The 22238-nt window shown below is 64.8% G+C and carries 18 protein-coding genes and 1 pseudogene; 6 read left to right on the forward strand and 13 right to left on the reverse strand.

What is annotated here, in order from left to right:
• Positions 1-21 precede the first annotated feature (21 nt).
• From pheT to thrS, 6 genes are all read right to left on the reverse strand, one after another.
• The gene (gene pheT / locus ABE571_RS05350) at positions 22-2451 is read right to left on the reverse strand and encodes a phenylalanine--tRNA ligase subunit beta (RefSeq protein ID WP_346493339.1); all 2430 of its coding nucleotides are present in this window, start codon (positions 2449-2451) and stop codon (positions 22-24) included.
• A gap of 93 nt (positions 2452-2544) precedes the next feature.
• The gene (locus tag ABE571_RS05355) at positions 2545-3540 is read right to left on the reverse strand and encodes a phenylalanine--tRNA ligase subunit alpha (RefSeq protein WP_313208977.1); all 996 of its coding nucleotides are present in this window, start codon (positions 3538-3540) and stop codon (positions 2545-2547) included.
• 195 nt (positions 3541-3735) lie between these two features.
• Positions 3736-4095 (reverse strand): 50S ribosomal protein L20, encoded by a 360-nt coding sequence (gene rplT / locus ABE571_RS05360; RefSeq protein WP_017355264.1) that lies wholly within the window; start codon positions 4093-4095, stop codon positions 3736-3738.
• 10 nt (positions 4096-4105) lie between these two features.
• Positions 4106-4303, reverse strand: coding sequence for a 50S ribosomal protein L35 (gene rpmI / locus ABE571_RS05365; protein WP_017355265.1), 198 nt, complete (start codon positions 4301-4303; stop codon positions 4106-4108).
• Between the two features lie 468 nt (positions 4304-4771).
• The gene (gene infC, locus ABE571_RS05370) at positions 4772-5311 is read right to left on the reverse strand and encodes a translation initiation factor IF-3 (RefSeq protein ID WP_172838068.1); all 540 of its coding nucleotides are present in this window, start codon (positions 5309-5311) and stop codon (positions 4772-4774) included.
• 48 nt (positions 5312-5359) lie between these two features.
• Positions 5360-7264 (reverse strand): threonine--tRNA ligase, encoded by a 1905-nt coding sequence (gene thrS, locus ABE571_RS05375; protein ID WP_313218960.1) that lies wholly within the window; start codon positions 7262-7264, stop codon positions 5360-5362.
• Positions 7265-7671: 407 nt separating this feature from the next.
• Between thrS and ABE571_RS05380 the strand changes: the two genes are divergently transcribed.
• The 4 genes from ABE571_RS05380 to ABE571_RS05395 all read left to right on the forward strand — a co-directional run bounded on the left by ABE571_RS05380 (position 7672) and on the right by ABE571_RS05395 (position 10992).
• Entirely contained in the window at positions 7672-7968 is a 297-nt protein-coding gene (locus ABE571_RS05380) for a hypothetical protein (protein ID WP_346463810.1), read from the forward strand.
• Positions 7968-8231 (forward strand): hypothetical protein, encoded by a 264-nt coding sequence (locus ABE571_RS05385; RefSeq protein WP_313218962.1) that lies wholly within the window; start codon positions 7968-7970, stop codon positions 8229-8231. Before ABE571_RS05380 ends, ABE571_RS05385 begins: the two co-directional genes overlap by 1 nt.
• A 10-nt stretch (positions 8232-8241) precedes the next feature.
• Positions 8242-9807 (forward strand): PepSY-associated TM helix domain-containing protein, encoded by a 1566-nt coding sequence (locus tag ABE571_RS05390; RefSeq protein ID WP_346493340.1) that lies wholly within the window; start codon positions 8242-8244, stop codon positions 9805-9807.
• A 108-nt stretch (positions 9808-9915) separates the two neighbouring features.
• Positions 9916-10992: a serine hydrolase gene (locus ABE571_RS05395; protein ID WP_346493341.1), complete on the forward strand. Its 1077-nt coding sequence runs from the start codon at positions 9916-9918 to the stop codon at positions 10990-10992.
• Here ABE571_RS05395 and ABE571_RS05400 read toward each other — a convergent pair.
• A complete protein-coding gene (locus tag ABE571_RS05400) occupies positions 10961-12559 on the reverse strand; it encodes a winged helix-turn-helix domain-containing protein (protein WP_346493342.1) in 1599 nt (532 codons plus the stop codon). The genes ABE571_RS05395 and ABE571_RS05400 overlap by 32 nt on opposite strands.
• Before the next feature lie 148 nt (positions 12560-12707).
• Between ABE571_RS05400 and ABE571_RS05405 the strand changes: the two genes are divergently transcribed.
• The gene (locus ABE571_RS05405; RefSeq protein WP_346493393.1) at positions 12708-13091 is read left to right on the forward strand and encodes a VOC family protein; all 384 of its coding nucleotides are present in this window, start codon (positions 12708-12710) and stop codon (positions 13089-13091) included.
• A 201-nt stretch (positions 13092-13292) separates the two neighbouring features.
• On the opposite strand, the gene ABE571_RS05410 is transcribed toward ABE571_RS05405, so the two are convergent.
• From ABE571_RS05410 to ABE571_RS05435, 6 genes are read right to left on the reverse strand one after another with little or no spacing between them, the layout of a single operon-like run.
• A complete protein-coding gene (locus ABE571_RS05410) occupies positions 13293-13721 on the reverse strand; it encodes an SMI1/KNR4 family protein (RefSeq protein ID WP_346493343.1) in 429 nt (142 codons plus the stop codon).
• Positions 13722-13723: 2 nt separating this feature from the next.
• Positions 13724-14317, reverse strand: a complete 594-nt coding sequence (locus ABE571_RS05415; RefSeq protein ID WP_346493344.1) for an HNH/ENDO VII family nuclease — start codon at positions 14315-14317, stop codon at positions 13724-13726.
• Positions 14314-17604, reverse strand: coding sequence for a DUF87 domain-containing protein (locus ABE571_RS05420; protein ID WP_346493345.1), 3291 nt, complete (start codon positions 17602-17604; stop codon positions 14314-14316). Before ABE571_RS05420 ends, ABE571_RS05415 begins: the two co-directional genes overlap by 4 nt.
• Complete coding sequence (locus ABE571_RS05425; protein ID WP_346493346.1) at positions 17601-18494, reverse strand: hypothetical protein; 894 nt, start codon at positions 18492-18494, stop codon at positions 17601-17603. Before ABE571_RS05425 ends, ABE571_RS05420 begins: the two co-directional genes overlap by 4 nt.
• Positions 18491-20758 carry a dynamin family protein gene (locus ABE571_RS05430; protein ID WP_346493347.1) on the reverse strand — a complete coding sequence of 756 codons (2268 nt, stop codon included), beginning with the start codon at positions 20756-20758 and terminating at the stop codon, positions 18491-18493. Before ABE571_RS05430 ends, ABE571_RS05425 begins: the two co-directional genes overlap by 4 nt.
• Before the next feature lie 5 nt (positions 20759-20763).
• Positions 20764-21741, reverse strand: coding sequence for a dynamin family protein (locus ABE571_RS05435; RefSeq protein ID WP_346493348.1), 978 nt, complete (start codon positions 21739-21741; stop codon positions 20764-20766).
• Positions 21742-22035: 294 nt separating this feature from the next.
• Between ABE571_RS05435 and ABE571_RS05440 the strand changes: the two are divergent.
• Positions 22036-22188 (forward strand): annotated as a pseudogene (locus tag ABE571_RS05440) (transposase); the annotation flags it as partial.
• Positions 22189-22238 lie beyond the last annotated feature (50 nt).

Raw genomic sequence — 22238 nt, forward strand, 5'->3', positions numbered from 1 at the left:
GCTATCCCCCATGCTTCCCGCTCAACCGCGGATCCGGGCGTGATGTTCACGCTCCATGGCAGAGACCGCCTCGGCCACCACCGCATCCACGTCGCGGTCCGTCAGAGTGCGCGACTTGTCCTGCAAAATCAAGCCCATAGCGAGACTCTTGAACCCCGGCTCGACCCCCTGGCCGACGTACCGGTCGAACAGGGTGACCTCCCGCAGCAGCGGGCCGACGGCGCGGCGCAGGGTCGCTTCCAGGTCGGCCCAGGCCGCGGCCTCGGGCACCAGGAACGCCAGATCGCGGCGCATCGACGGGAAGCGCGACAGCTCGGTCGCGCGCGGCAGCGCGCGGGCGGCCAACGGCGCCAGGTCCAGCTCGAAGGCGAACACGTCCACGTCAATCTCCATGGCCTTGGCCAGGCGCGGGTGGATCTGGCCGATCCAGCCCAGGCTGACGCCGTCACGGGAGACCTCGGCCGACCGTGCGGGGTGGCCATACGGACGCTGCGACGGCGTGAACACCAGCGCGGCGCCACTGGCCGCGGCCAGCGATTCCAGGTCGCCCTTGAGGTCGTGGAAATCGACCTTGCGGGTCGGCAGACCCCACTGCTGGGTGTCGGCATCGCCACAGATCGCGGCGGCCACGCGCTGGGTTTCCAGCGGCGCGGGCTGGCCTTCGCCGGCCTGCTGATGGAATACGCGGCCCAGTTCGAACAGGCGCACGCGGCCCAACTGGCGCGCGGCGTTGCGGCCCAGGGTGGCGACCAGACCCGGCAGCAGCGACGGGCGCATCACCGCCAGTTCTGCGGAGAGCGGGTTGGCCAGCGCGACCAGGCCCTCGCCCAGCTGCCACTGTGCAAGCAGCGCGGCATCGACGAAGGCGTAGTTGATGGTTTCCTGCAGGTCACGAGCGACCAGCTGGCGACGGACGCTCGGGTCGTCCAGGCGGGTCTCGGTCGGCATCGCCACGCGCGAGGCACCGCCCGGCAGCGTGGTCGGAATCTGCTCGTAGCCGTGGATGCGGGCCAGCTCTTCGATCAGGTCTTCTTCGATGGCGATGTCGAAGCGGCGGCTCGGCGCGGTGACCTGCCAACCATCGGCGGTCGCGGTCACGTCCATGCCCAGCGCGCGCAGGATGCGCTCCACATCGGCATCGGCGATCTGGATGCCCAGCACGCGCGCGATACGGGCGCGGCGCAGGCCGATGGTGGCGGTTGCGGGCAGGTCAGTCTCAGCCGCTCCCGGCATCCTGCCTCCCGCGGCACTGGCGCTGTCCTGCGCGGCGCGCGCCTCGGTGACCGGCGCCGGGGTGCCGCCGGCCAGATCCAGGATCAGGCGGGTGGCGTACTCGATCGCCGTGCGCGGCAGCGCCGGGTCGACGCCGCGCTCGAAGCGGTGGCCGGCATCGGTGTGCAGGCCCAGCTTGCGGCCACGGCCCATGATCGCGGCGGGCGCGAAGTGCGCGGCCTCCAGGAAGACGTTCGTGGTGTCGTCGGTGACGCGCGTATCGAAGCCGCCCATCAGGCCGGCCAGCGCGATCGGGCGGTCGGCATCGGTGACGAGCAGGAAGCTGTCGTCCAGCGCGGCGTCGCGGCCGTCGAGCAGTTTCAGGGTTTCACCCGTACGCGAACGGCGCACGCCGATGCGGCCCTGCAGGGTGCCCAGATCGAAGGCATGCATCGGCTGGCCGAGTTCCAGCATCACGTACTGGGTGACGTCCACCAGCAGCGAGACCGGGCGCACGCCACTGCGGCGCAGGCGCTCGGCCATCCACAACGGGGTGGCGGCGCGGGCGTTGACGCCCTCGATCACGCGGCCCACGTAACGCGGAGCCTCGGCGCCGGCGTCCAGCTGGATCGTCAGCTCACGCGTGCCCACGGCGGCGACCGGCGCAGCATCGAACGGCACCACTTCACTGGCGCACGCGGCGGCCACGTCGAAGGCGATGCCGCGGATGCTGAAGCAATCGGCGCGGTTGGGGGTCAGCTTGATCTCGATGCTGGCGTCGGGCAGGCCGAGGTACTCGATCAGGGTCTGGCCGACCGGCGCATCGTCCGGCAGTTCGAACAGGCCCGAGGCATCGGTGTCCAGGCCCAGCTCCTTGGCCGAGCACAGCATGCCGTTGGAGTCCACGCCACGCAGCTTGGCCGGCTTGATCTTCAGATCGCCGATCTGCGCGCCGACCATCGCCAGCGGCGCGACCAGACCCGGGCGCGCGTTCGGCGCGCCACAGACGATCTGCAGGTGCTCGCCCTGCCCCGCATCGACCTGGCAGATCTGCAGGCGGTCGGCTTCGGGATGGCGTTCGGCGGAAATGATCTTCGCCACGACCACATGCTGCAGGCCATCGCCCAGCGCATCGACCTCTTCCACTTCCAGACCGATCGCGGTCAGCACCGCGCTGAGTTCATCGCGCGAAACGGTGGTCGGGACGTGGCTGCGCAGCCAGTTTTCAGAGAATTTCATGGTGTCACCCTGGTGGGCCCGGCGCAGGCGCCTGGGCCGTGATGGTCTTCAATCCTGTCCAGCCGGGCATGGCCCGGCGCTACGCTGACGCGCTTACGCGAACTGCTTCAGGAACCGCACGTCGTTTTCGAAGAATGCGCGCAGGTCGTTGACGCCGTAACGCAGCATCGCAAAGCGCTCCACGCCCAGGCCGAAGGCGAAGCCGGTGTAGCGCTCCGGATCGATGCCAACGCTGCGCAGCACGTTCGGGTGGACCATGCCGCAGCCGAGCACTTCCAGCCAGCGGGTGCTGCCATCGGGCTGCTGCCAGGCAATGTCCACTTCCGCGCCCGGTTCCACGAAGGGGAAGTAGCTGGGACGGAAACGCATCTCGAAATCGCGCTCGAAGAACGCGCGCACGAACTCGGACAGCGTGCCCTTGAGATCGGCAAACGTGGAGTGCTCATCGACCAGCAGACCTTCCACCTGGTGGAACATCGGCGAATGGGTCTGGTCGCTGTCGCTGCGGTACACCTTGCCAGCGGCGATCATGCGCAGCGGCGGTGCGTGCTCGCCCATGTAGCGCACCTGCACACCGGAGGTATGCGTGCGCAGCAGGCGGCCGTCGCCGAAATAGAAGGTGTCGTGCATCGCGCGCGCCGGGTGGTGCGGCGGGAAGTTCAGCGCTTCGAAGTTGTGCCAGTCATCTTCGATTTCCGGACCTTCGGAGAGCTCGTAACCGAGCCGGCCGAAGATCTCGGTGATGCGCTCCAGGGTACGGGTCACCGGATGCAGGCCACCGCGCTCTTCGCGACGGCCCGGCAAGGTGATGTCGATCGCTTCAGCGGCCAGGCGCGCGTCCAGCGCAGCGTCTTCCAGCACGGTCTTGCGATCACCCAGCGCGCTGGTCAGCGCGTCACGGGCACGGTTGATGGCTTCGCCGGCGGCTTTGCGCTCTTCGGCCGGCAGGCCACCGAGCTGCTTGAGCTGGGCGGTGATGCTGCCGTTCTTGCCCAGCAGGGCCACGCGCAGGGCTTCCAGCGCATCGGGGCTCTGGGCAGCGGCCACGTCGGCCAGTGCCTGCGTGGTCAGGGATTGGATGTCACTCATGGATAGCCGGAGCCTCGCGTCGGTATGCCATCGCGATGCGCGTCGGGCCGACCCCCGTCGCCACCGCTGTCGATCGATGGCACCGGGAGGGCCACCGCCAACACAAAAAAGAATGGGGAAGGACTTGCGCCCTTCCCCATGCATTTGCCTTACCCACAGCCGTTGCGCGTGAACGGCAACGGCAGGGGAATGGACTTATGCCGCCAGTGCGCCCTTGGCCTTTTCGGCCAGTGCAGCAAAACCAGCTGCGTCGTGCACGGCGATGTCAGCCAGAACCTTACGGTCCAGGGTGATGCCGGACTTGAGCAGGCCGTTCATGAAACGGCTGTAGCTCAGGCCGTTGATGCGGGCAGCCGCGTTGATGCGGGTGATCCACAGCGAACGGAAGTTGCGCTTCTTCTGCTTACGACCGATGTAGGCGTACTGCTGTGCCTTGATCACGGCCTGCTTGGCAACGCGGAAGACCTTGCGGCGAGCGTTGTAGTAACCCTTCGCCAGGGTCAGAATTTTCTTGTGGCGGCGACGCGCCTGTACGCCACGCTTTACTCGTGCCATGGGTCAGTCCTCAGAGGTAGGGAAGCATACGGTTCAAACGGCCTGCGTCTTCTGCACGAACATGGTTCGTCTGACGCAGATTGCGCTTCCGCTTGGTCGACTTCTTCGTGAGGATGTGGCTACGGTTGGCGTGGCCAGCCTTGAACTTGCCGGACGCGGTCTTGCGGAAGCGCTTGGCCGCCGCCCGGTTGGTCTTGATCTTGGGCATTGCTATGTCCTTGATGATGTTTTGTCACTGACCAGGGCGGTGGCATTGCCACACTTTCCGTCCGTGCCCTTGCCTGCTTGTAAGCCCGGGATCCCCTATGGGAACCAGGCCGGTCCTGTTTGCCGTTGAAACAGCGTGCCTTTATGGGGCGGGAAACCGTTCAAAACAGCACCCCCGCAAAACGGGGCCGCCCATTATGCCCGTGAACACGGGAGGTTGCAAACTGTTGATTGGGCGAATGTTTACCGCGGGGCGGACGAACCTGAACGGAACGGCCGCGAGGGCCGGCGTCATGCCAAGCCGCGCACGCGGAAAACGGCAGAAGGCGCCGGTGGGCGCCCGCCGTGTGGTGCGCGAAGCGGGGAAGCCGAGCGAGCGCTCGGTGCAGCCGACCAACGGTCGGCTCTACCCATCGCCACGGTGGGGTGTGCAGCCGACCAACGGTCGGCTCTACCCCCCGGTGGGCGGTTACTTCTTCTTGGGCGCGATCATCATCACCATCTGCCGGCCTTCAAGGCGCGGACGGGACTCGATCACGATGTCCTCGCCCAGATCACCTTCGATCCGGCTGGCCATCTCGCGACCCAGTTCCTGATGGCTCATTTCACGGCCACGGAAGCGGATGTTGACCTTGATCTTGTCGCCCTCTTCCAGGAAACCGCGCATCTTGCGCAGCTTGATCTGGTAATCACCTTCATCGGTGACCGGGCGGAACTTCACTTCCTTGATCTCGACCTGCTTGGTCTTCTTCTTGGCCTCATTGGCCTTCTTCTGCGCTTCGAACTTGAACTTGCCGAAGTCCATAATCTTGCACACCGGCGGATCAGCCTGCGGCTGAATCTCGACCAGGTCCAGACCTTCGTCTTCGGCCATCGACAGCGCTTCGTCACGCGTCAACACACCAATCATTTCTCCGTCGCTGCCGATCACGCGGACGCGCGGCACCCGGATTTCCTGATTCTTGCGGTTCTGTTTGTTGTCAGGGGTACTGATATTGCAATCTCCCAGAGGAATCAAACCGGCCCATCGCGGAGCATCCGCAGGGCCGGGACTTTCTTACACGGACTGTTCTGCCTGCAACCGCTCGATGAAGGCCTGGACGGACATGCTGCCCAGATCTTCGCCAGAGCGCGTACGCACGGCCACGGCGCCATTTTCCTTCTCACGGTCGCCAACCACCAGCAGGTACGGGACCCGCTGCAGCGTATGCTCGCGAATCTTATATCCGATCTTCTCGTTGCGCAAATCGGCGTTCACGCGGAAGCCTTGATCTGCAAGGGTTTTCCGCACTTCGCTGACGTATTCAGCCTGCGCATCGGTGATATTGGCCACCACCACCTGGGTCGGGGCCAGCCAGGCCGGGAACTGGCCGGCATGGTGCTCGATCAGGATGCCCAGGAAACGCTCCATGGAACCGACGATCGCGCGGTGCAGCATGACCGGATGCTTCTTCTGGCTGTTTTCGTCCACATACTCGGCGCCAAGGCGGCCAGGCATCATGAAGTCGACCTGCATCGTGCCCAGCTGCCAGGTACGGCCGATGGCATCCTTGAGGTGGTACTCGATCTTCGGGCCGTAGAAGGCGCCCTCGCCCGGCAGCTCCTGCCACTCCACCCCGCAGCTGGACAGGGCCGAGCGCAATGCGCCCTCCGCCTTGTCCCACGTGCTGTCATCGCCCAGGCGCGATTCGGGGCGCAGCGCGATCTTGACCTGGATCTCCTCGAAGCCGAAGTGCTGGTACACCGCCAGCGCCTGCTGGTGGAACGCGGTCACTTCCGCCTCGACCTGGTCTTCGGTGCAGAACACGTGGCCGTCGTCCTGGGTAAAGCCACGCACGCGCAGGATGCCGTGCAGCGCGCCGGAGGGCTCGTTGCGGTGGCAGGCACCAAACTCACCGTAGCGGATCGGCAGATCGCGGTAGCTGTGCAGCCCCTGGTTGAACACCTGCACGTGGCCCGGGCAGTTCATCGGCTTGAGCGCGTAGGTACGCTTCTCCGACTCGGTGAAGAACATCGCGTCCTGGTAGTTGTCCCAATGGCCGGACTTCTGCCACAGCGACACGTCCAGGATCTGCGGGCAGCGCACTTCGCCGTAGCCGGTATTGCGGTACACCTTGCGCATGTACTGCTCGACCACCTGCCACAGCGCCCAGCCCTTGGGGTGCCAGAACACCAGTCCCGGGGCCTCTTCCTGCAGGTGGAACAGGTCCTGCTGCTTGCCGATGCGGCGGTGATCGCGCATTTCGGCTTCTTCGATGCGCTTGATGTACGCATCGAGCTGCTTCTTGTCGGCCCAGGCGGTGCCGTAGACGCGCTGCAGCTGCTCGTTCTGCGCGTCGCCGCGCCAATAGGCGCCGGAAATGCGGGTCAGCTTGAAGGCCTTCAGGAAGCGCGTGTTGGGCACGTGCGGGCCGCGGCACATGTCCACGTATTCCTGGTGGTAGTACATGCCCATGGCCTGAATATCCGGCGACATGTCGTCGATCAGGCGCAGCTTGTAGTCTTCTCCACGGGCCTTGAATATCTCGATGACCTCGGCACGCGGAGTGACCTTCTTGATGACGTCGTAGTCCTGCGCGATCAGCTCGCCCATGCGCTTTTCGATGGCGGCCATGTCCTCGGGCGTGAACGGACGCTCGGAGTAGATGTCGTAGTAGAAGCCTTCGGCGATGACCGGGCCGATCACCATCTTGACGTCCGGGTACAGCTGCTTGACCGCATGACCGACCAGATGGGCGGCGGAGTGGCGGATGATCTCGACGCCCTCCTCGTCCTTGGCGGTGATGATGCGCAGGCTGGCATCGTGGTCGATGACGTCACTGGCATCGACCAGCACGCCATCCACCGAACCGGCGATGGTGGCCTTGGCCAGGCCGGCGCCGATCGACTGGGCGACGTCCATGACACTGACGGGATGTTCGAATTCACGGCGGCTGCCGTCGGGGAGCGTGATCGCGATCATGAGAGTGCTTTGGTCTGGTGGCCCGCAGGGGGCCTGGAGAATCCGGGGGCGAGGCAATAAAAAAAGCGCCACGAAGGCGCCTGCGTCAGGGGCCGTCGGGGGCGTTCAGCGGTGGGCGGTGGTAGTGCTCATGTCACACGCTAGACCGGCGCAGGGCGCGGGCCACCTTGTTGCCTCGATAGAGATGCCCTGATCTTAAACCAATCCGCCGATGAATGCGCCGCTCCGGCGGTGGTCAGGCAACGGGACCGCCTGAATGCGCCCATGTGGCGCCCACAAACCGCAATGATTACCATGCGCGGATTACTGTCCTGCCCAGGACAGGATTGCCGATTGGATTCCCCCATGCCCTGCCCCGCTTCCTTCCCGGCCTGCCGCGCTCTGTCGCCCATGCCGGCAGCCGCCCGATGATTACCGTCGCCCTGACCTCGCTTGGCTTCTGCAGCCTGGCGCTGGCCGGCTCGGCGTTCTCGGCGCTGGCGCTGTATGCCGCCTCACCGCACTGCCGCTGGCCGCGCCTGCGCCGTGCCGGCCGCCTTGGCCGGCAGATCAGTCTGGTGGCTGCGGTGGCGGCGCTGTGGCTGTGGATCGCCAACATGGGCATCGCCACCGGCGTGGTGGTGATGCTGTGCAGCTGGATGCTGGTGGCGATCGCGCTGCCGCTGCTGGCCGCGTGGCATCGTCCGGCACAGGTGATGCGCTGATGTGGGTCCGCGCGGGCGCCGGCCTCCTGGCGGGATTCTTCGTCGCGGCCGCGGCCACCGGCCTGGTCGCCTGGCTGCCGCCGGGGCCGTGGCAGAGCGCGCTGGTGCCCAGCCTGATCGCCTTCATTCCGCTGTGGATGCTGGCGGCGATCTGGGCCTTCAGCTTCCGCACCGGGCTGCGGGCGTGGGCCGTGATGAGCGCGACCGCCCTGGCCGGATTCGGCCTGTTGTGGCTGCTGCGCCTGACCGGCGCGGTGCAATGAGAGCGATACGATGAAGTTCAGTTCCCAGACCCTGCGCACCTTCACCACGCTGCATACGTGGGTCGGCCTGGTCGCCGGTTTCGCCCTGTTCGTGGCGTTCTACGCCGGTGCGCTGACCCTGTTCCACCACGATCTGCCGCTGTGGCAGACGCCGCATGCGGTGGATACCCCGGCCGCGACCCTGGACGACGCGCAGCGCCTGCTCGAGGGGGTGCTCGAGCGCCATCCGGCCGCACGCGCCCATGTGGGCATGACCTTCCCGGGGGCGGATCATCCACAGCCGATCGCGTATTGGCAGGATGCCAAGGGCACCTGGCTGTACGCCTGGCTGGACCATTACGACGGCAGCGTGACCCCGCCACAGACCGGACTGGCCGAGCTGGTCAACGAGCTGCATTACAGCCTGGGCCTGCCGGTCGCGGGCACCTACCTGATGGGCATCGTCAGCCTGCTGTATGGCGTGGCCCTGCTCAGCGGCCTGGTCATCCACCTGCCCAGACTGCTGGGCGATCTGTTCGCACTGCGCCCGGGCCGCAACCTCAAGCAGATGTGGCAGGACGCGCACAACGTGATCGGCGTGCTCAGCCTGCCCTTCCACCTGATGTTCGCGGTCACCGGCGCGCTGCTCTGCCTGATCTTCCTGCAGATGGCGGCGCTCAATCCGCTGATCTTCGACGGCAAGCTGCTGCAGGCAGTGCCGGCGGCGATGGACACCGCCCCGGTACGCGAGCCCAGCGGCCAGCCCGGCGATGACACCCACCTGCGCATGCTGCATGCACGCGCCATCGAGGTGGCGCGCGCACAGGGCGTGGCCGATTTCGAACCAGCCTTCCTGAAACTCGCCCATGCCGGCGATGCCAACGCGACGATCGAGATCACCGGCGAATCCGGGGGCACCCTGGGGCCGCTCGGCGCGGTCGGCCTGGATGCGGCCACCGGCCGCCTGCTGAGCAGCCAGCTGCCCGGCCAGCGCGATGCCAACCACGCCACCCTCAGTGCGGCCTACGCGCTGCACTTCGGCGAGTTCGGCAATGGCGTGGTGGTGTGGTTGTACTTCCTGCTCGGCCTGGGCGGCGCCTTCCTGTTCTACTCGGGCAACCTGCTGTGGATCGAATCGCGTCGCAAGCGGCGCCAGGTGGAACAGGGGCGCGCGCAGATCAATATGGCCCGGGCCACGGTGGGGGTATGCATCGGGTTGTGCGTGGCAGTCTCGGCGAGCTTCGTCGGTGCACAGATCCTGGAGCAGGTCGCGCCGCAGGCGGTGGACCACGGCATCCGCTGGATCTGTTTCGTCACCTGGGGCGTCTGCGCCCTGTGGGCGGCGCTGCGTCGCCCCGACCAGGCAGCCCGTGAGCTGCTCTGGGCGGCCGCCATCAGCACCGCACTGGTGGCGGTGGTGCACGGCGGCCTGACCGGCTACTGGCCATGGGCGAGCGCGGCACGGGGCTACTGGCCGCTGTTCTGGGTGGACGCGGTGGCGCTGGCACTGGCCTTTGGTTTTGCCACCCTGGCGCGTGCGAGCCTGCGCCGGGCGAGGCATGGCGATCCGAACAGCGTCTGGAGTGCACCGCGCTGATGACCCTGGGGGCCTGCTGCGGCGGGCTTTCAGAATTCTTCAGACGCCTTTCCAGCACTTCAGACCGCGTCATGGCGTAGTCGGCCCTCATCTCGAGGAGCCTTGCCCATGCACCCCTACCGACACCGACTTGCCGCCCTGGTCTTCGCCCTGGCGGCCGCCCTGCCACTGGTTGCTTCCGCCGCACCCGCGGTGCTGGACAGCGCCCGGATCACCGCACTGGAGTCGGCGATCGCCAGCCAGGACATCAAACAGGTCACCAGCGTGCTGCTGCTGGTGGACGGCCAAGTGGCGTACGAGGGCTACTTCAACGGCGGCTCGGCGGACACCCTCAATGACGTGCGCTCGGCCAGCAAGAGCGTGACCGCGATGCTGGTCGGCGCGGCCATCGGCGACGGGTCCCTGCCCGGCGTACAGGCCCGTGTGTACGACTACTTCCCCGCGTTCACCGCTGGCCATCCCGTCGATCCCCGGCTGCGCGCGATGACGGTGGAAGACCTGCTCACCATGAGCACGCTGTGGGAGTGCGATGACGAGAATGCGTTCTCGGCCGGCAATGAAGAGCGCATGTACGTGACCGAGCACTGGCTGGACTTCGCGCTGTCGCTGCCGGTCAAGGGTTTCGCACCGTGGATGACGCGACCGGAAGACAGCCCGCACGGCCGCGCGCATGCCTACTGCACGGCCAATTCCTTCGTGCTCGGCGCAGTACTGGAACAGGCCACGAAGCGGCCCTTGGCCGACTACGCCGCGCAGGTGCTGGAGCGCCCGCTGGGCATCACCTCGAGCACGTGGAACCGCTCACCGGAGGGCATCGGCATGGGCGGCGGTGGGACGCGTTACCGCAGCCGGGACCTGGCACGGTTGGGCGAACTGGTGCTGGCCGAGGGACGCTGGCAAGGCAAACAATTGATCCCGACGCGCTATGTGCGGGCGATGCTCAGCGCGCAGGCCACCGCCGGTGATGGCAGCGACTACGGCTATCAATGGTGGGGGCTGAAGCTTCCGGTCGACGGGCACGACAGCACCGTGTGGACGATGTCCGGCAACGGCGGCAACTACGTGTTCGTGATACCCGGCAAGAAGCTGGTCGCGGTGATCACCAGCCAGGCCTACAACCGCAGCTACGCCCACCCGCAGTCGCGCCGCATCCTTACCGAGTTCCTGCTGCCCGCGCTGCGCTGAGGCCGTCGAGGTCTGTTGGCCGCCATGGGGCGGCCAATACCCGGGCGCGCTGGGCGGATACGTCTTTCTCGATCGTGTCGAGCAGTTCCTGCCAGCCGGCCGCACCGTGCAGCGGCGCAAACAAGGGGGTGGCGCGCAACCACGCCGCGTCGCGGAAGCCGGCGTTCACCGCGTGATGCAGGGCCACCAGCGCAGCGGCCTCATCGCCCTGGGCCTGCAGCACCATCGCACGCTCCAGTGCGGTGTCGGACCAGCCATCATCGCCTTGCCCTTCCAGCATCTGCAGGCGCTCGGCGATCCAGGTCGGGGCAGGCGCCGGATCGCCATAGAGGCCGGCCAGGGTCTGCCCCATCGACTGCTGCGGGCGCAATGCCCGGCTCTGCTCGAAGGCTTCGGCGGCGCCCTTCCGATTCCCGCTCAACAGCAGCATCTCGCCCTGCAGGCGCAGCAACTGCGGATGTGGCGTCCCGCGAGCCAGTGCCTGATCCAGCGCCTGCTGTGCTTTTGCCGACTCCCCCATTGCCAACAGGCTGTGCGGCCAGGCGATGTTGGCGAACACATTGTCCGGATAGAGCTGGAAGTTGTGCGCGTGCCGGCGAGCGGCCGCATCGGTGAACCCCAACAGCTCCAGTTCGCGTGCGACCTGTACGTCGCGGAAGCGAACCCGCTCGGGCGCGCGCAGTGACAGGTTGTCCTGCAAGGCCTGCGCGAGGTCGCCTTTTTCCTGCTGCAGATAGGCCAGCGATGCGCGCGTGCGCTCGTCACCCGGGTCGCGCCGCAGTGCCTGCCGGTAGTCCGCCATGGCGTGCGACATCGCGCCGAGGCAGTCGTGGGCATAGCCGCGTGCGGCCCAGCCGGCGGCATCTTCCGGCGCCTTGAGCACCAGCTGGCTGCTCAACACCAGCGCCTCCTGCGCACGCTCGCGCGCGCCGTTGAACAAGCAGGCATCGGCCGCCAGCGCTCGGGCGAGTCCACGCCGTGCGCTTAGCGATTCAGGGTCGATCTGCAGCGCCTGGCGGTACAACGCGATCGCCCGTTCGTTGTTGCTGGCCTGGCCGATGCCCGCGTAATAGGCGGCGCGCTGCAGCACCGCCTCCGCTGGCGACGCCGGTGCGCTGGCGGGACGTACCAAGGCGAACACGACGGCAGCAGCGGCGACCGTTACCCCAGCCAGCCAGACCCACCGTGCGGGTGCGCGCGCGCCGGGTGCGACGGGAGCGCCCTCCGTGCCGGCGCTGGCAACGGCATCACGCATCACCGGCTGCGGCGAGGCGCACAACTGGTAGCCACGGCCACGAACCGAGCGGATGTAGCGCGGCCGACGGCCGTCATCGCCCAGCGCCTGCCGGAGCAGCTTCACCCGCTGGCTGATCGCATCCTCGCCGACCACCGCCGGTGCCCAGACCTGATCGGCGAGCGTGTCGAAATCGACGACGGCGTTGCCGTGGGCCAGCAGGCAGTCCAGCAGCCGCCAACTCAGCCCGTTGACCGGCAACACCTCATCGCCGCGCCGCACCTGCTGTGCGGTGCGGTCGATGTGCAGATCCAGCAGTGTGCAGGTCCCCATGCCGCCCAGCATAGGGCACTGCCTGCAGGCGCGGCAGGAAGCGCTCGATGAGGAGGCCTGACGGCGCAAGGCATTCACCTGCGGCTTGCGCGCGCGGCCTTACAGTTCAACCGCGTTCCCTCACTGCTGCGTGGCACCGATGACCGACCTGCATATCGACCGATTGGACCATCTGGTCCTGACCGTGGCGGATGTCGCCGCGACCTGCGCGTTCTACCAGCGTGTGCTGGGCATGGAGGCGGAGACCTTCGGCGAAGGCCGCAAGGCGCTGCGCTTCGGGCTGCAGAAGATCAACCTGCATGCGCACGGGCGCGAGTTCGAGCCCAAGGCCGAGCGGCCCACACCGGGCTCGGCGGACCTGTGTCTGATCACCTACGCAACCATGGACGAGATCCTGGCGCATCTGCAGGCGCAGGGCGTGACTGTGGAAGAAGGGCCGGTGCAGCGGACTGGTGCGACCGGACCGATCCTGTCGGTGTATCTCCGCGATCTGGACCGGAATCTGATCGAGGTGTCGCGCTACCTGGCATAGCGCACCCGCACCAGCGGCAGCCCTGCGTGGCTTAGCGCTGCACGGCGGACCGGCTCCCTTGGCTAAAAACTGGTTCTTCTCCCATCTGAGGGGAGAAGGCGCACGGCCGACCAGCTAGATTTGCAGTTGTCGAGAAAACAAGATGAAGCGGACTCCTTCCTGAATATCCGGACGGCCTTCCCCGGAGTTGGTTAAAGAACCTCACATACCCTGCCCCTGAACAAGACGCTTCAGTAGGAATGCACCGAGGCTTTCGGAAACACGTCGCACAATGCCGCCGTTGGGCATCGCCCAAAGCACGATGTCCTTGGCAGTGGTGTCGTAAAGATAGTAGTGGCCATCCCCTTCATCAACCAGGGGCAACGCGCCCAGCGGGTAGCTCGCATCCTGGGCGAGATCAGCGTAGGCCGCCAGGATATTCAAGTAGTAGCCGTCAGGCACACCCAGGCCATAGACCTCGGTGCTGCCGTGAACAATCACGCCAAAGCGGCGCAGGTATTCACGGTAGGCCGCGCCAAAGTCCAGCCCCAACTGCTGCTCGGCCTGGATAATCGCTTCGGCCGGCACAGGACGGGTGGTGGCCTGGCCTGCATTGAGCGCGGCTTCAAGCTGGTCGAAAGTCTCGGTCATGCTCATTCTCCTGCCTTGAAGTCGGCTGCGCGCGCCTTCCAGTGCTCAGCGCGTTCCTTAGCGAAACCATCGCGATTAATCGTAGACTCCTGCCGTTTGTTGTGGAGCACGTTATCGTTTCCGCTGCCACAGTGCTCAGCTTTGGTGAGTTCCGCTAGGGAGGAGTCCTGCCTCTGACCAATATGATGCAGCTCGATGGGCTTGCCGTTCTGGTCAAGCGGTGGCAATCCGGCCGTCATTCGCTCCAGGTTGGTTGCGCCAAAAATGTCCTGCTTTTCCAAATCTATGTCCGTGCGCACAAGTGCCGGCTTGCCATTGACTTCCTTTGCCTCAAGCCCCGCACCCTTGTAAATGTTGGCTTCTGCCTCACTCCCAAGGTCATCTACCAGCGATTCCGGCCACCCGTTGTCCTTCAGCTCATTCCGGGTGTCCTCAGAGACGGGGGGAAGCTCCCCACGGGTTTCCTGGGTGACATGCACCGTGGCGTCCAACCGACAAATGTCGATCTGCACCTCGGTGCGCTCCATCGGGCCCTTGCCCCAGGGAATTTCGTTCCTGCCGCCTCCGTCGCGACCCACCACGCTCTGATCCATCATGCTGTCTCTTCCTTCATACAACGGTGCCATTCGGCATAGAGTGATTTGTTTGACGCGTCCATGGAATAAATCTCCCGCACCATGCACTGTTCCACCGCCACTTGTATCTGCGGCAGGGTATCTGGCGCCAGCCCGGTGATAACACGTCGCAGGTGGTCGCGCGCAGCCTGCAACTCCACCACACCACGTCCTGCCGCCGCCACCTCCCGGCGGCAGCCCCACGCGTCCACCAACAGCGCTGCCAACTGGTCAAAGCCCTCTGCTGCATCGCCCGGCATTGGAGCGCCTTCCATGCGTGCCTGCAGCATTTTCTCCAACGCCAACCGTACCCGGCTGGGCATTGGCATGTCAGCCAACCCCTGCCGGAGGAGGCGAATGTCTACTCTCGGTGCCCGTGGCACTCGCCGGCCCAACAAGAGATTAGCAACCTGGGCGCGCCACTGCGCCGCATCCACCGCAGTGTGAGAAGCCACTACCGGCACGAACGGCATTGCTTCTGTTACCAAGTAGTCCATCTGGCACAAAACCGGTTCCAGCCAGTCATTTTGGTGGATCACCGCGGCCCCACAGGGCAGGCGTGCGATCTCTGCAACCTGGCCCTCGCTCAGGCCCATGGAACCGCCAACCAGGCGACGATCAGCTTCTTCCGGCAGGCGCAGCACTACCTTGATGTTGGTATTACGGATGGCGGCCATGTCCACGGCATGCGGGGACTGGTCGGCAATGATGAAACCCTCGCCATAGGTGCGCATTTCGGCAATGGCGGCGGCCAGCATTTCTACCGACTTCCCCGCCATGCTTCCACCTTCCGGCCCGCTGGCAACGCTGCGAGGTAGCAGGTTGTGGGCCTCTTCCAGCACTGTGAGATGACGCAGCGACTGATTCATGCCGCCTGTGGCCATTCGGTACTCACTGAGCCGCATGACCAGCATGCCCATGACGAGCGCCCGGGTTTCGCTGGAACCCACCCGGCTCAGGTCCACTACCACCGACGAATCAAACAGCGCGCTGTCATCTAGTTCATCCATGCCGAACAGGCGCGCGTTGAGCCCGTTGCACAACGACTGCACGCGGGTACCGAGCGCGCCCTTGTAGTTGGACTTGGCTTCCTCGGCATAGTCCGATGAAGTGATCACCCGCTGCAACGATTCCAGAAGATCGCCAAAGCCAGGAAAGACGCGTGGCGCACGCGTGTTGCATGATGCCTCCAAGTCCCAGCCGCAGTGCGTGTAGGCTTGCAGGATGGCCTCCTTCAGAACTGCGGGCATGGCCGCATACAGGGGCCAGCAGACGTTGAATATCTCCACCATACGGTCCACATGTTCCAGCACATGGATCTGGTCGGGAAACGCAAACGGGTTGATACGCAGCAACTCAGCCTGCATGGGATTGGTCCCCAGCACCCGCACGCCTGGCCAGTGCCCCAGTACATGCTTGTACTCGCCCTTGGCAGGCTCGATGACCAGGAAGGGCACACCGGCGGCGTGGGTCTGCTTGAGCAGGCTGTAAATCGCGTTGCTCTTGCCAGAGCCGGTGGAGCCGCAAATGAACATGTGGCGGCACAGCTGGTCCATATCCAGTGCCACCGGCTGCGCCAGGTTCTCCCACAGGTGACGCATCTTTCCCAGAACAACGGTGCGTGCCTGCGGCGGACGGTTTGCGGTGCCGTCCACATGCTGGATACGGCGGCCAAAGCCCTGGGTTTCCACCACGCTGACCGTGGATGTGGAACGGCGCGGCAGACTCAATTGCAACGCGACCTCACGCCCGGACAGCAGAGTGGCCGGCGTGGTCAGGTGCGCGGCGCCACTGCCAAAAAGCTGCCGCCGCAGCTTGGGGTGGGTGAGCTGGCCAAGCCACGCCAGTACCCGGGTGCGCGCGTCATCGCACCACGTGGTTACAGCGAAGTCTTCCTGGCTGCTGTTCTTGCCGCGCACCAAGCCAAGGAAGATGCTGGAAAGCGCTTCCGTGCCGGCCTTACTGTCCGCCACGAAGTACGCCGAAGCGCTCCAGCCACCGTAGATGCGCGCTTCCTCTACCCGGGCTAGGTGCTGGTCAACGCGGAGCAGCAACTGCTCAATGCCCTTGTCGTTGAACTCCACCGTCAACTGGCGGGAAGACCCCTCCGTATTGGTGTCCGAGCGCCCATCGGTAACGGTATCGCTGGCCGTGCGCGAGGTGGTTCTGGACTTGGACTTTCCGCTGGACGTGCTAACGCTGTTGCTGGTGCCGGTGGAATCAGAGGTGCTGGTTCCCTGCGACTCGCTGCCGGCGAATGTCTCCCGCACCACCGATCCCAGCATCATGGCGGCGGGCATGACGACTGGTGCTGCGACCCCGCCCGTGGCAACCGACACGGCCATGCCCGCAGCATTGATGCCCGTGGCCACCACACCGGCCACCTTCCCGCCCGTCGTTGGCGACTGCGTGCCACTGCTGGTGCCGGTGGTATGCGTGGTGCTGCTGCCAACGGTATCGCTTCGCCCGGTCGTTTCAGTCAGGCCCATGCTGTGGCCCAGCGTTTCGCCCACGCTTCGGCTCAGCGTGGTGCCAACGCTGTAGCTGTCCTGGTCACCAAAGCTCCAGCTCATCTTCTGCAGCGGCGCCAACTGGGTGGCCACCTGTTCGTAACCGGTGCGGATGCTTTCCAGCTGACGGCTTTCCAGCGGCTCGGCCAGAATCAGCGCGCGGTAGGGGCGCCGCTCGGCCGCATCCAGAAAGCGCTCCAGGCCCTGCGCGAAACGCTGCACGTCTTCGGTCGCCAGCGAAGGTACGCCGGTCACCGCAGAGACATAACCGCTGCGGCTTGTGCGCGACGACACCAAATCCTGCAGCGTTTGACCCACTTCTCCGGCGCTCAGCGATTCCATGGCGCTGCCAGCAAAATGGCCCCGGAATGCCTCCTGCAACAGCGTACCAGCACTTTCACCTTGGAAACGGGCGGGCGCCCCACGTGTGCCGATGAACACATCGGTCTTTTCACCATCCGAATCCAGATACAGCAGCACCGCGTAGCCCGAAGCCCCCAGCGCGGTGTAGGCCGCCGTGAGGCTCTCAAGCACCGATTGCCGGTTCTCATGCACCAGCCGGCAAAGCCGGTACAGGCGCACATCGGTGGCGGCGCTGAGTTGCGCTTGGTCCTGCGGCAGCGGCAGCACCACGTACTGGTCAAGCTCGGAAAGGTAGGTGCGGTTGATCTGCATGCGGGCGCTTTCGAGTGCTGCCGCCGCGCGCTCGCGCAGTGCCACGCCGGCGTTCTCAACGGTTCCGGTAACAGGCAGGTTCATCGGCGCCCCCCACGGAAATACGCCGCAAGTGCGGCAATCCCGGCGGCCAGCAGCATGGCAATGCGTCCCGCCCAGGCAGGCCTGTTGCCTTTGGAAGTGTCTCCCTCGGGAGCAACGCCATGCCGGGGTGCCGACGCATCGCCGGTACTACCCGCTTTAGCTGACAGGGTGGCCGCCACAGGAGCCGGGGCCAGGGGCGCAAAGCCTGCCGCGCCCTTCAAGCGCAGGTGCTCGCGAACATCCACCACGTGCAGGAAGCGTTCGATGCTGAAGTTCGCGTCCAGGTACACCATTTGGTCATCGTGGTATTGGGAAGACCAAGCGGCCCGGTCGCCGTTCAATGGCGCCATGAAGCGCCCTTCCTCGAACGGGACAAACACCGTTTCCTTCTGGTCTGCTGCCAGTGCCATAGCCGCCTGCAGGTAAGCACCACTGAGCCGGGCATCGGCCAGCTCCAGCACAAGCGCCGAGCGGATGATTTCTGCATCGCCCGTACCAAGCGCACGCGCTAGGCTGGACGTAGGTGAAAAGGCCGCGGCTACTGCGGTCGCGTCCACTTCATCCTTCGCCAGCGGCGTGCTATCCGCCAACTTCACAAAGCCAGCGGCGCCAAGCTGCTCCAAGTAAGCACGAACCCGCAACAAGTGCTCGGCGCGTTCAGCGGAAAAGTTGTGTTTGGCATGGGTGACTTGGCGGAAGAAGTACTGCGCCGTCCAATGGGCTCTGTCCGGCTTGGTCGCCGGGACCATTTCAGTCACGGCGTAAGGCATCAACACCGTTCCTTTCGCCTGCCATGCATGAAGTGCCACTTCCAGTGATTCCACGGGCATGGCCACATCAGGCACTGCCCTCAACCAGTCCTCGCCCGTGCGTAGATCCGTGGTATTCATCCGTGTACCTCCTGTACGGCCAAGGTTGTGCCCAGCCGCTGGCGAATTGTCTCGCTCCAGCGGCGCAGTTCGGTTGCCTCTGCGAGTGCAGCTACGCGCAGGTCACGGTCTTCGATGCGGGCCTGGGCTTGGTCAAACAACTCGGCCACGCGTGGCTGGAATACGGTACGCACGTGTTCAACGAACACCTCGCGCAGCTTCTGCCCCTCACGCACCATGGCAGCGCGCGCCGTCTCTTCAAGCGCCTTGAAATGTGCCTTAGGCCCCTGATGTTCAATTTTGTAGAACTCGACCAAGTCCACGTACTTCTCTTCGCCGTACACGGTCTCAACCTTTGGCTTGAACCAGGAGATCGGGTTGAACAGCTTGCGGTCCATCACTTCGCGCGTGCCCTTTCGGATGGATCGTGTTTCTACATGCTCGCTTGTCACCGCCGGAGCAAACGATAGGTTGCTCGCACTGCGCATAAGGCGCGCGAGCGCCGGGAACTGAACCGCGTCAATCTGGCCCACGCTGCTCGAAACCAGCGCGTGGTAGCGGCTCTGCAGATCTTTCTTAAGCGTTTCCTGCTCGGCTTCGAACGCAAGTTGGTATGCACCAAGGACTTCCTTGTGACGGGAGTTCATGTGCTCGCCCCATTCCTTGACCAACTGCCTCGCCTGCGCGGGGGTTACGTCGCCTTGGAACTTAGCCATGTCCTCACGCGCATAGGCGTGGAGCCTCCCTGCAACAGTCACCAACGCCGCTTCAGCATCCTTGGTCAGCTCGTGGTGATCACGGCTCAGCTGTTCTGCCAGCGCCTGACCATCCACGCCCCGTTCGTAGCGCGCCCGTAGCTTTTCAACCTCGGCGGCCAGGGCCTGCACATTGCCGGCTTCCAGGTCTTCAATGGCCTTGTGCCGGTTGATGGCCTCGTCCACGAGGCGAGCAACGGCATCATGGCTTCGCTTGAACCGGTCCGGAAGATGGTATTTCTCGATGTACGCGCCTACCGTTGACTCCAACGCCGGCAGCCCGCTGCGACGTTCCAACGCCGCGGCATCGCCTGCTCCAGCCAGGGTGCGCTCACGCACGCGCAGCGGGGCGTACTGGGCCAGATCCATGCTGGGCTCACCCTGGAACCAGTCTAGGAACGACGCTTTGCCGCAGCGTTCCTTGCTGGACAACACCGCCTCCGGGAAGCGGATCAACCGCGATGCATAGGCAGACACCGGGAAGATCTGGGGGTTATGGATACCATGCTCCTGCAGGTACTGGCGCGTGCGCGCCAGCATCCCAGCCACATCATCACCGGCCTCGTCATCCAGCGCGTCCATCTTGTTGAGCACAAAGATGAAACGGTCACTGGCTTGGCGCCCGCCTTGCGCAATAGTCTGCGCCACCAGCTTCAACAGACGGGAGTCATCGGTGATGCCACGTTGGGTTGCGTTCAACACATACAGAATCAAGGGGTTGCGGGTTGTGTCCTGGATGTAGCGCATGGTGGTGACGCCATGCGCCTGGTCGCTTCCATTGTTCGGACCCGGGGTATCGGTAAGCACCAGACGTGCATGGCCGCCACCACGGGCAGCCTGAATTGGCCCGTGCACTTCCACCAGGCTGGTTTCCGGGTCCTTGTTCCAGGCCCGCATGGTCGCCAGATCCAGATTTTCGGACTCGTCAAGCAACTCACTGGAGGCATCAAAGCGCCTTCCCATGAACTGTCCGGGCGCCACGCTCTCGTCGTGGTAGATGCGGGTAATGGTGGCGGTGGTGGCTTCATTGCCCGCCGGCAACAGGTCACGCCCAAGCATTGCGTTGATCAATGTGGATTTGCCAGAGGACATTGTGGCCACGATGTACACATCGAAATCGTTGTTGCCCAGATCGTGCAACGCCGCGCGCGACACGGCATCATCTTTCAGCACCGACGCATAACCAGGGTGCTCGAGCACCTGCGCGCGCAAGCTTTCAACTTCGGCCTGTCTTGCCTCTGCGGACTCTGCCGCCACCCACTGCAGGTTGACCTTCATGTTTGCGTCGCGCGCGGCCTGCGCGGCTACTTCCAAGTCGCGGAAGTCCGGCTCCACCCCGGTGAAGATCACGTTGAATGTATCGTGCCCATTGAACATGGTCTTGAGGTCGTGGAACAGCTGGTCCACCCAAAGCTGCATGCGCAGCTTAGTGCAGCGGTGCAGGCGAGCACCGTCGGTCAGCTCTACTCCATCAATCAGGAAAGTGGTTTCAACAGTGAATGGGTTGTGGATGATGCTTACTTGGGTCATGGCACTCACGAGAAGGCAAGGCAGTGGTGAATGATGTCTTCCACGCCACTGATGCCGCTGGCAACGACCGAAGCGGCAAGTAGGGAACGGGGAAGTTGCCGAAGCGGCGGGTTATCAAGAAATGCGTTCCAGTGCGGGGCATGTGCCTGCTGGAGCAGGCGCCCGCGCACCCGCGCCGGCACGTTGGCAGTCGCAACCAATGCCTGTGCACTGGCGGGAAGGAGCGGCACCATCGCCTGGTAGTGCATGGCCTGGCGTGCCGATATGGCACCGCCGGCCATCTGCATCCGAGCCACCAGCGCAACCTGCGCCATGGTGGGCACCACCCACGGCTCATGAAACCCCAGCCGTGACAGCCGCTCCACGGCGTGGCGCACCATGGTTTCCAGCGGCTCTTCCCTGTCGGGGTCTACTTCATCAACTTTGTTGAGGACGAACAACAGCCTGCCCTGCGGACGCGCAGCGGCAATCGCGCACACCTGCTGTAGAAGTGCATGTTCGTCAGTGGTGCCTGGCGCAGTGGCATCCAGCACGAAGCACAGCAGATGCCACGGCACGCTGGACAGCGTGCTAGTGGCAAGGTGCCAGTGCTCGCTGTCCAAGCTGTTGTTTGCGCCGGGGAGATCGTGAAGGTCCAGCTTCCCGCGCGCACCGGCCACATACCCCAGGTTGCCGGAAACATGGATGCGCGCCACCTGGGCGCGTGCATTCCATTGACGGTAAGTCGCGGCATTCATGCCACGGCGGAAGTCCACCAGTGCGCCATTGCGGCTGTAACCACCGCAGACCACGCGCGATGCGTGGGGCCGGTGACGAAGAACGGTGTGAGTGGCCGTTGCCGGCTCGTTGCTTGAGTACAGCAGCTGGCGGCCCAGCAGTGCGTTGAGCACTGTTGTCTTGCCTGCACTGACCGTACCGGCTACCGCCAGCGTGAATACGTCCTTCGCCGGTGCCCCGGCGTTTGCACCGATTCTGTTACGCATGCACACACCACATCCTTGTTATTGTCCAACCCTGCGCCAAAACACGGGCCTAATCCTGTTCCCGCTGGTCGTATTATCGGCCAACAAGTGGAAACCTTTAGAAGGCAACCCGGGCACTTGCTACATCCTTGCAGTACCCCGTCTCACCAGAAGAGATGGCGAAGCGGCTCCGACTTTGAAGCCAGTGCCCCTAAAACGGCCCGGGCCACTTCCCTTCGGCCCGGCGCTTCAACTTCATGAGCTGCTTACACTCCCGCGCGGGATGCAGCCCCAAGACAAGCTGCCTGACTTCCGGGCATCCTGGCACACTGCCGTCGGCCTCTCAGAACGAACTTGGTGGAAGGCATCAACAACAAGTTCAAGGTCACCAAGCGCGTTGCTTACGGATACCGGGACGATACCCATTTCTTCCTGAAGATCCGGGCAGCCTTCCCCGGAGTTGGGTGAAAATTCAAAAAAAAAAGCGGGCCGAAGCCCGCTTTTTCTTGTCTGCGTAG

It is taken from the genome of Stenotrophomonas sp. TWI273 (assembly GCF_039674765.1).
In the GTDB taxonomy this organism is placed as follows: domain Bacteria; phylum Pseudomonadota; class Gammaproteobacteria; order Xanthomonadales; family Xanthomonadaceae; genus Stenotrophomonas.

Excerpts from the sequence above, each read along its gene's own strand:
- pheT (WP_346493339.1), bottom strand. The coding sequence starts at position 2,451 with ATGAAATTCTCTGAAAACTGGCTGCGCAGCCACGTCCCGACCACCGTT.
- ABE571_RS05355 (WP_313208977.1), bottom strand. The coding sequence starts at position 3,540 with ATGAGTGACATCCAATCCCTGACCACGCAGGCACTGGCCGACGTGGCC.
- rplT (WP_017355264.1), bottom strand. The coding sequence starts at position 4,095 with ATGGCACGAGTAAAGCGTGGCGTACAGGCGCGTCGCCGCCACAAGAAA.
- rpmI (WP_017355265.1), bottom strand. The coding sequence starts at position 4,303 with ATGCCCAAGATCAAGACCAACCGGGCGGCGGCCAAGCGCTTCCGCAAG.
- thrS (WP_313218960.1), bottom strand. The coding sequence starts at position 7,264 with ATGATCGCGATCACGCTCCCCGACGGCAGCCGCCGTGAATTCGAACAT.
- ABE571_RS05380 (WP_346463810.1), top strand. The coding sequence starts at position 7,672 with ATGATTACCGTCGCCCTGACCTCGCTTGGCTTCTGCAGCCTGGCGCTG.
- ABE571_RS05385 (WP_313218962.1), top strand. The coding sequence starts at position 7,968 with ATGTGGGTCCGCGCGGGCGCCGGCCTCCTGGCGGGATTCTTCGTCGCG.
- ABE571_RS05390 (WP_346493340.1), top strand. The coding sequence starts at position 8,242 with ATGAAGTTCAGTTCCCAGACCCTGCGCACCTTCACCACGCTGCATACG.
- ABE571_RS05395 (WP_346493341.1), top strand. The coding sequence starts at position 9,916 with ATGCACCCCTACCGACACCGACTTGCCGCCCTGGTCTTCGCCCTGGCG.
- ABE571_RS05400 (WP_346493342.1), bottom strand. The coding sequence starts at position 12,559 with ATGGGGACCTGCACACTGCTGGATCTGCACATCGACCGCACCGCACAG.
- ABE571_RS05410 (WP_346493343.1), bottom strand. The coding sequence starts at position 13,721 with ATGACCGAGACTTTCGACCAGCTTGAAGCCGCGCTCAATGCAGGCCAG.
- ABE571_RS05415 (WP_346493344.1), bottom strand. The coding sequence starts at position 14,317 with ATGATGGATCAGAGCGTGGTGGGTCGCGACGGAGGCGGCAGGAACGAA.
- ABE571_RS05420 (WP_346493345.1), bottom strand. The coding sequence starts at position 17,604 with ATGAACCTGCCTGTTACCGGAACCGTTGAGAACGCCGGCGTGGCACTG.
- ABE571_RS05425 (WP_346493346.1), bottom strand. The coding sequence starts at position 18,494 with ATGAATACCACGGATCTACGCACGGGCGAGGACTGGTTGAGGGCAGTG.
- ABE571_RS05430 (WP_346493347.1), bottom strand. The coding sequence starts at position 20,758 with ATGACCCAAGTAAGCATCATCCACAACCCATTCACTGTTGAAACCACT.
- ABE571_RS05435 (WP_346493348.1), bottom strand. The coding sequence starts at position 21,741 with ATGCGTAACAGAATCGGTGCAAACGCCGGGGCACCGGCGAAGGACGTA.